Consider the following 6,923-nt stretch of genomic DNA (forward strand, 5'->3'; position numbering starts at 1 on the left):
CAACAACGGGCATCTGGCGATGGCTGACCCGTTGGCCGCCGCCCGCAACTTCCTGAACGCAATTGAGAGGATACCCCCCATCATCGACCAGTACAAGGCGAAGAATGAGGTGCTGGAACGTGAGATACCGCAGTTACAGGAGATAACGGGCAAGGTGTGGAAGAAGGAGGACGAGCTGAAACAGTTGAAGTCCGAACTTGCCGCCCTCGACCGCAAGATACAACTGGAACTTGCGCCCACGCCCGAAATCGCCGACAAGGAGAACGAAGGGCAGCAGGTCAAGCCGGAAACGGAAGTCGTGCGGAACAGGCCGACGCAATATCACGGAGATACACCGCCACAGATACGCAGTCCGGCAAATGAACAAAGTTCCACGGGCAATTTCATTGACAACCATATCGTAATCGGTCGTCCGGGGCTGTATGTCAAGGATGAAAACCGTCCGAAAGGATTGAAAATATGACAATGACAGCAAGAGGAAGAATCATTTGAATTGTATCCTCTTGCTTTTTATACAATAATCCATAAACGTCCGTATTATAATGGACACAGATAACCCTTTTGTTTATAAAGGATAAAAATAGGTGAATTTGCTTGGTTGACTAATTTATTTAGACTAACTTTGCATATACTAAATTTCATTTGATGATGGAACAACTTACTAAGCGTGAAGAAGAAGTGATGAACAAGTTTTGGGAGAGGGGCGAAGCTACCGTCAAGGAGATTATAGCCACTTATCCTGAACCTCGTCCAAGCCGGACTGCCATATCTACATTTGTGAAGTTTCTTGTCGAGAAAGGCTTTTTAGGGCATAAGCCGGCAGGGAACAACGGGTTCATATACTACCCACTCATAGAACGGGATGAGTATTGTGGCAACAACCTGAAGAATGTAGTACAGAGATATTTTAATAACTCTATTCGTGGTGTGATAAGCACTCTTGTAAGAGATAGGAAAATGTCGGATGATGAAGTTCGGGAGTTGATAAATCAGGTAATTGAAGGAAATCGCCAATAATAAAATTGAAAAGATATGGGTAATAATTTATTAGAGCAATGCCATAAAATTAAGGAAGAAATTTCCAATGAAACCACATTTCATTTGGGAATTGAAAACTTATTGTCTTTGCGTACCCAATTATTTGATATCTTAGCGCAGTTCAAAGTGGAATTATGTCGTGCTGATTTCAATGCTATCCCATTCATTGGAGAAGACGGTTTTCACAGCAAGACAATTGCCTATTCCATCTGGCATATATTCCGTATCGAGGATATTGTTACCCATACTCTAATCAACAAGGACAATCAGATATTCTTTTCAAGGGATTATAAAAGCTCGATTGGCTCTCCAATTATCACAACGGGTAACGAGCTTGAAAAACAGGAAATATCAGATTTCTCCAAAACATTGAATTTAGATGCGCTATATGAATATGCTGAATCTGTAAAAGACAATACCAGCCTATTGTTGAAAGAGCTTTCTTTTTGCGATTTGGAACGCAGAATGACTGATGAGGATAGGGAAAAACTCAAATCACTTCATGTTGTGAGCGACTCTGAAAATGCCCGGTGGTTGATAGATTACTGGTGTGGTGAAAATATCCGAGGTCTTATAATGATGCCTTTTTCCGAACATTGGTTGGCTCATATTTATGCGAGTTGGAAAATTAAATGCGCATTAAAAGGAATATCAAACAACTAAATATATGAATATGGAACAAAAATTTTGTCAAAGTTGCGGTATGCCGTTAACTGACAAAGATAAGGGAATAAATGCCGATGGCAGCCGCAATGATGATTACTGCAACTATTGTTACATGGATGGCCGGTTCACGCAGGACTTTACAATGGAGCAGATGATTGAGCATTGCGCTCGGTTCACCGATGATATAAACAAGTGGTCCGGAGAAAATATGACCGTGGAACAGGCTAAAGAGATGATGCGCCAATTCTATCCCAACCTCAAACGCTGGAAAAAATAAATATGAGATATTGTTGTACGGTTTTATCCGTGTCAGATATAAGCAAAGCCCGAAGTTTCTACGAAAACATATTCGGGTTGGAAGTCTGTCAAAATTATGGACGAAATATCCTGTTCTCCTGCGGTCTGGCTTTACAGCAGAATTTCGATTGGCTTATTGGCGTACCCAAAGAAAAAGTTCATAAAAAGTCAAACAATGTTGAAATCGTCTTTGTATAATCCGCAAATCCAAATTTCCGCTGAATCCGGAACGAAGCGTTCAAATTTCAGGCAAAAGGACAAAACGAAGCGTTCAAAAAAAAGGCTGCACACAACACTTATAAAGCCGGAACAAAAGGTTAATGAAGACCTCTGTTCCGGCTTTATAGTCTCATAAGAACACTTTTAGAATGACATTCTAATGGGAATCGAGCAACATATTTAAGCAGCTATTTTCTCAATGTAAGAATCTTGCTTTTTGAATAACATTATATCTGTGTATCCTGAAGAATAATTCATGTGGGCATTGAATTCTCTTTTTGTGCAGCCTTCAAACGGGTTTCCGATGGTTTTGTTTGCCCCAATCCACTCACACAATTCAATTATAGATGATTTGTTTGATGTAAAATAAACGAATGAATGACCTTCGAGGACTTTTAAAACATCTAAGTAGTCAGACATACGCCAATACATGTTATATGTTCCAACATCCGTGGATAAATAAGGAGGATCAATTAAAAACACCACTCCAGGTACGTCTTTATATTGAGTATAGACCTCTTTATAGTCGCATGAAACGATTTCCAGCCCTTCTAAATAGTCCAATGATTCAGGATATCCAGTCTTACGGATATTGTTATAAAGCACTTCCTTGCTCATTTCCTCCACTGACAACTTATATTTCATAGAGAACATAAGGGATGACGATAGAGTAATGAAGTCCACGTACCCCACACTCGCTTCCTCTTCTTCAATACGTTTTAAAACGCATTCTCTTAGCTTCCCTTTGATTGCCTTATGTTTGGGTACAGAATCCCCTACCAGCGCTCTAATGTCGGCTAAAAGCTTATTGGTATGTGGAATATGAGCCAACCTAAATCGGTAGTTGTCAAAATCGTTATAGACAACAGTGGCAGCTGGTTTCATCCTTTTTGCAATATGGGAAAGTAAGCCTGAGCCACCAAACAGATCTACGAAAACTGTATCATCAGGGAACTGGTCTAAAACCTTTATAAATTCTTTAGCAAACATTCTTTTTTGGCCCACAAATGGCAGCGGTGCCGACAGATTCATTTTCGTCATACGTTCAATTCAAATTTAATATTTTCACCTCCGGAAAGAAGTTCCTTTGTTTTGTCGATGTTGTTTTCATATATGTGCACATTGCCAAGGTCAAGCGTAATGGATTTCAAAGGTAGTTCCACCTGTCTTGCCATTAAATACAGATGATAAATATCAGCTGGGAGCCCAAGGCTGGCATCAGAACTTCTCTGATACGCTGATACGACCAGTTCCCCATCATCTATCTGAAACTGAACAAGGCTAAGGCAAGGCGCTTGATTGCTTTCCACGCCTGTTTCACCAAGGAACAGGACATAGTTCTTACTATTACGTTTTTCCTTGTTTATTTTCGAAATAAGCGGTGGCAGCTTTTCAAAATAAGTTGGGTAGCTATTCACAAGGGTATGGCCACAATAGTCCCACCAGGTAATACCTGCCTCCTTGTACTTTTCCACATCCCGGATGCCCTGCATAAATAGTTTTAATTCCTCTTTCAGCTTCTTTCTTGCTATACCATGGCTTTCAAATATATCAAGTAAATCAGCTGGCGATAGGATGAGTCTCTCGTTTAATAGATACTTTATGTGCCCTTTCTTGTTATCTTGGGTCTTCCCATATTGGAGTATCTTTTCTAATGTCTGATAATACTTATTCATAAGCTATTTCATTTTTGGTTTGTGCAAAGGTAGCCTCATCAGACAGCATAAGGTATGTCAGATACTCAAATCACACTGCACAGAGCGTGCAGTGCTTTCCAAATCGCTTGATAATGTCATACACCTTACGTTCACTTACTGAATACTTCTGTGCCAAGAATGCCACTGTATAAGTGGTCTTTTCACCCTGGCCTTTCATCGTTTCGTACTCCGAATACAGGTCTATATATCGAAGATCATCTTGTTTTCCGCCTAAACTTATAAGCATTTCAAGCGGTTTCCTATTAAATTTGAGTGCTTCAAATAATGTCATATCCAATCATTTTTGTACATTTGCATTGCCAATCACATATTTTGTATAAAAAAAACGCTGAAACCGCGGCAGAGGGCATTTGCCCCCGGCTGTGCGGTTTCAGCGCGTATGCGTAAGTATGTGATTGGCGTCTATACTTAACTTAACAGGCCGGGGGCTTTTTTTATCCCACCCCCGAGGGGATTTTCAATCACTCAATCCGGTACAAATCCAATTTGAATTTATCCTTCTTTTTCCAGCCTTCAGCCAGAACTTTCTGAATGAATCCTACTGCTTTTGTATAGAAGTCTTTCAGTTCTTCTAACTGAGTAAAAGTATAGTATTCGGGCTGTTCATCCGAACCAAACTTAAATGTCACTGGCAGGGTTTCTCCGCCCGTCTGAACGGCCAAATCGTATGCTGCCTTATAGTTGTACTGATTCGCCACAGAAAGCCATACAGGAGCACCCTTATAGGTGAATCCGGACAGGATAGCTGCATCAGTCTGGCTGTTATACCAGGACATAATCAATGTGCGAATTTCCTCGCCGGTAGGTTTATGGTTAAACTCCTCTTCCATGTAGGAGGCAGAGCCGTCCTCTTTCTCCTGCACATCCCAGCGGATGCGCCATTTGTCTTTAACCGGGTTCGTGCATTCCATCAGCGAAACACCGGCACTTCCTTCAACTCTTCTCATGTAAACACGTATTTGGTTCTACCTTTGCCGAAGGTCTCTGTCTTGATGGTCGTTTCAAACGGAAAGCCATCCGGCATTTCTTTCACTTGTGCGAGAATATTCTTCATCTCCTCGCTGTTGGTGAAGAACTTCTTTGCCTCACCGTTCACTTCAATGGCCACAATACAGCGGTCTTCTCCCTGCTCGGTCTTGATACCTGTTTCGAAGTCCTTCACTACAATCGGTAAGTTTACCAGTTCCCGGATGCTTACCACCACGCCGGGAAATCGCTTCTTGCCGTCCTCCGGCTTGTAAGCGACATTCAAGTCTTTAAAACTTCTCATTTCTTTGCCTGTTAATTTTTTAAACAACTTATTACAGTCGGCGTGTTTCGTCATGCCGTAGAAACTGGCAATCAGTTCCCGCCGTCTTTTCCTCGATTTTACCTCGTGCATCTTCCGGGCAAACTTCTGCTTGATACGTTTCCGCAATCTCACATAGTCAGGCCGGATAACATAGCCAAGGAAATCAATGCCTTCTTCTACAGGGAACACCCGTTCATTCGGCTTAATTTCCAAGTCTATTTTCTCCATTTGCCCGTGAATAACATCACGAATCTTCCACAATTCCGCTTTCGTTTTACCGAGTACCAGTCCGTCATCGCAATAGCGGTAGTAATAACGAACCCCGTACCTGTCCTTCAGATAGTGGTCTAAAAATACAGACAGAAGCAGGTTGCCTGCTCCTTGTGAACTGCGCAGTCCAAAGCTGATACCCTCCGGCAGCATTGTCACGAACCGCTCCAGCAGCACCAACAGCCTTTCGTCTTTGAACACCCTGCGGAAGCACCACATAACAAAATCCTGCCGCACATTGTCGTAGAACCTGCGGATGTCAAACTTGTAGGCATACAGCGTGTACTCCGGGTCTTTTTGCAAATCGGTACGTATGCAATTCATCAGATCATGAGTGCCACGACGTTTAATGCTGGCCCCGGTAGTCCGGATATAGCGTTTCTGCAGGTGACGGTCCACCACGTTCATTACGGCATATACCGCGATGCGGTCATACATGGATAAAATCTGCAGGGTGCGTTCTTTCCCATACTCCTCGATTTCTCTTTCATGGTATCCGCCAAGCTGAAAAGAACCGCTTGCAATGGCCTCCGTCAATTTGGCGATAACTTGCTCCCTATGGGCAAGCAGATACCGTCCCTGCGTTGACCTTTTACGATCCGTTCCGCGCAGTACGGTATCGAATGCCTCCGACATATTGGAGTATTCGATGATTTCCTCTATGATATATCCTTCCCTGCGCATACAGTTCTGCTGTTGGTTTGTTAATACGGAAGATAAGGGCCTTCCTTTCCCCGGGCCTGACTTCTTCGAACTGATAACAGCCTACCAAACTCCACCCGACGCGTGATTTTTCAGCTTTCCACCCTAATGGGTGCTGTTGCTGTGGCTTGCTTCCCTCGGCACCGCATTGGGGACACGTCCCCGGTGCAGTACGCCGATTAATTAGATTTCCAGACGCGAGCCGACATTCGCATTCGTGTTCGAAGCATCGTTATTCGCATTCGCATTCGATACACCGCCATTCGCGTTCGCATTGTTGTACCCGCGATAGACCACACGGACTATCGGGAAGCTCTACCAATTACAAAGGTACTTATTTCAAAGAAAAAGAAGTCTATAATGCTCAGAAGAATAACCATAAAAGAGCAGCAAAAGCGCCGCCAAGCACGGTTAATCCCCAATCTATCCAGTCCCAACAGCTACCATGCTGCTTATCCTTCAGTTCCAAACAGGAAGCCGCCACAGCACTTGCATACAGGGCTACCACCGGATGCGTTCCCAGCAGACCTACAAGGAATCCGCCTAACAGATGCTTCCATCGGTTACTTTCTCTCAAAAAATCAATAACTCTTCCCATAACGATTCTGTCTTTAATTCTAAAAAAAATCGACCGGCTTCGCCGGTATTTGAATTCCTTTTAAACGGGATTCGGAAACCATCCGAATCCCGTTCTTTCGTTTTAGTCGCTTCGCTCCACGCTT

General features: G+C 43.0%; 10 protein-coding genes and 1 pseudogene. 5 read left to right on the forward strand and 6 right to left on the reverse strand.

Annotated features, from left to right (window positions below; all coding sequences use genetic code 11):
* The 5 genes and pseudogenes from QZ323_RS14295 to QZ323_RS14315 form a co-directional block, all read left to right on the forward strand.
* Positions 1–463, forward strand: a pseudogene (locus QZ323_RS14295) (helicase); the annotation flags it as partial.
* Between the two features lie 185 nt (positions 464–648).
* Entirely contained in the window at positions 649–1,017 is a 369-nt protein-coding gene (locus QZ323_RS14300; protein ID WP_010801752.1) for a BlaI/MecI/CopY family transcriptional regulator, read from the forward strand.
* 15 nt (positions 1,018–1,032) lie between these two features.
* Positions 1,033–1,701, forward strand: a complete 669-nt coding sequence (locus tag QZ323_RS14305) for a hypothetical protein (protein ID WP_010801753.1) — start codon at positions 1,033–1,035, stop codon at positions 1,699–1,701.
* A gap of 10 nt (positions 1,702–1,711) precedes the next feature.
* Positions 1,712–1,981 carry a zinc ribbon domain-containing protein gene (locus tag QZ323_RS14310; RefSeq protein WP_010801754.1) on the forward strand — a complete coding sequence of 90 codons (270 nt, stop codon included), beginning with the start codon at positions 1,712–1,714 and terminating at the stop codon, positions 1,979–1,981.
* Between the two features lie 2 nt (positions 1,982–1,983).
* Positions 1,984–2,199, forward strand: coding sequence for a hypothetical protein (locus QZ323_RS14315; RefSeq protein WP_294635370.1), 216 nt, complete (start codon positions 1,984–1,986; stop codon positions 2,197–2,199).
* A gap of 201 nt (positions 2,200–2,400) precedes the next feature.
* Here QZ323_RS14315 and QZ323_RS14320 read toward each other — a convergent pair whose 3' ends face one another.
* The 6 genes from QZ323_RS14320 to QZ323_RS14345 form a co-directional block, all read right to left on the reverse strand.
* The gene (locus QZ323_RS14320) at positions 2,401–3,261 is read right to left on the reverse strand and encodes a DNA adenine methylase (protein WP_285828753.1); all 861 of its coding nucleotides are present in this window, start codon (positions 3,259–3,261) and stop codon (positions 2,401–2,403) included.
* Positions 3,258–3,896 (reverse strand): thymidylate synthase, encoded by a 639-nt coding sequence (locus QZ323_RS14325; RefSeq protein WP_285828754.1) that lies wholly within the window; start codon positions 3,894–3,896, stop codon positions 3,258–3,260. Before QZ323_RS14325 ends, QZ323_RS14320 begins: the two co-directional genes overlap by 4 nt.
* 70 nt (positions 3,897–3,966) lie before the next feature.
* Positions 3,967–4,209 carry a hypothetical protein gene (locus QZ323_RS14330; RefSeq protein ID WP_256141760.1) on the reverse strand — a complete coding sequence of 81 codons (243 nt, stop codon included), beginning with the start codon at positions 4,207–4,209 and terminating at the stop codon, positions 3,967–3,969.
* A 190-nt stretch (positions 4,210–4,399) separates the two neighbouring features.
* Positions 4,400–4,885 carry a hypothetical protein gene (locus QZ323_RS14335; protein ID WP_294635371.1) on the reverse strand — a complete coding sequence of 162 codons (486 nt, stop codon included), beginning with the start codon at positions 4,883–4,885 and terminating at the stop codon, positions 4,400–4,402.
* A complete protein-coding gene (locus QZ323_RS14340; protein ID WP_294635372.1) occupies positions 4,882–6,183 on the reverse strand; it encodes a reverse transcriptase domain-containing protein in 1,302 nt (433 codons plus the stop codon). The genes QZ323_RS14335 and QZ323_RS14340 overlap by 4 nt, the downstream gene beginning before the upstream one ends.
* A gap of 382 nt (positions 6,184–6,565) precedes the next feature.
* A complete protein-coding gene (locus tag QZ323_RS14345) occupies positions 6,566–6,799 on the reverse strand; it encodes a hypothetical protein (protein ID WP_117921414.1) in 234 nt (77 codons plus the stop codon).
* Positions 6,800–6,923 lie beyond the last annotated feature (124 nt).

Origin of the sequence: uncultured Bacteroides sp. (assembly GCF_910585845.1) — a bacterium.
Lineage (GTDB): Bacteria > Bacteroidota > Bacteroidia > Bacteroidales > Bacteroidaceae > Bacteroides.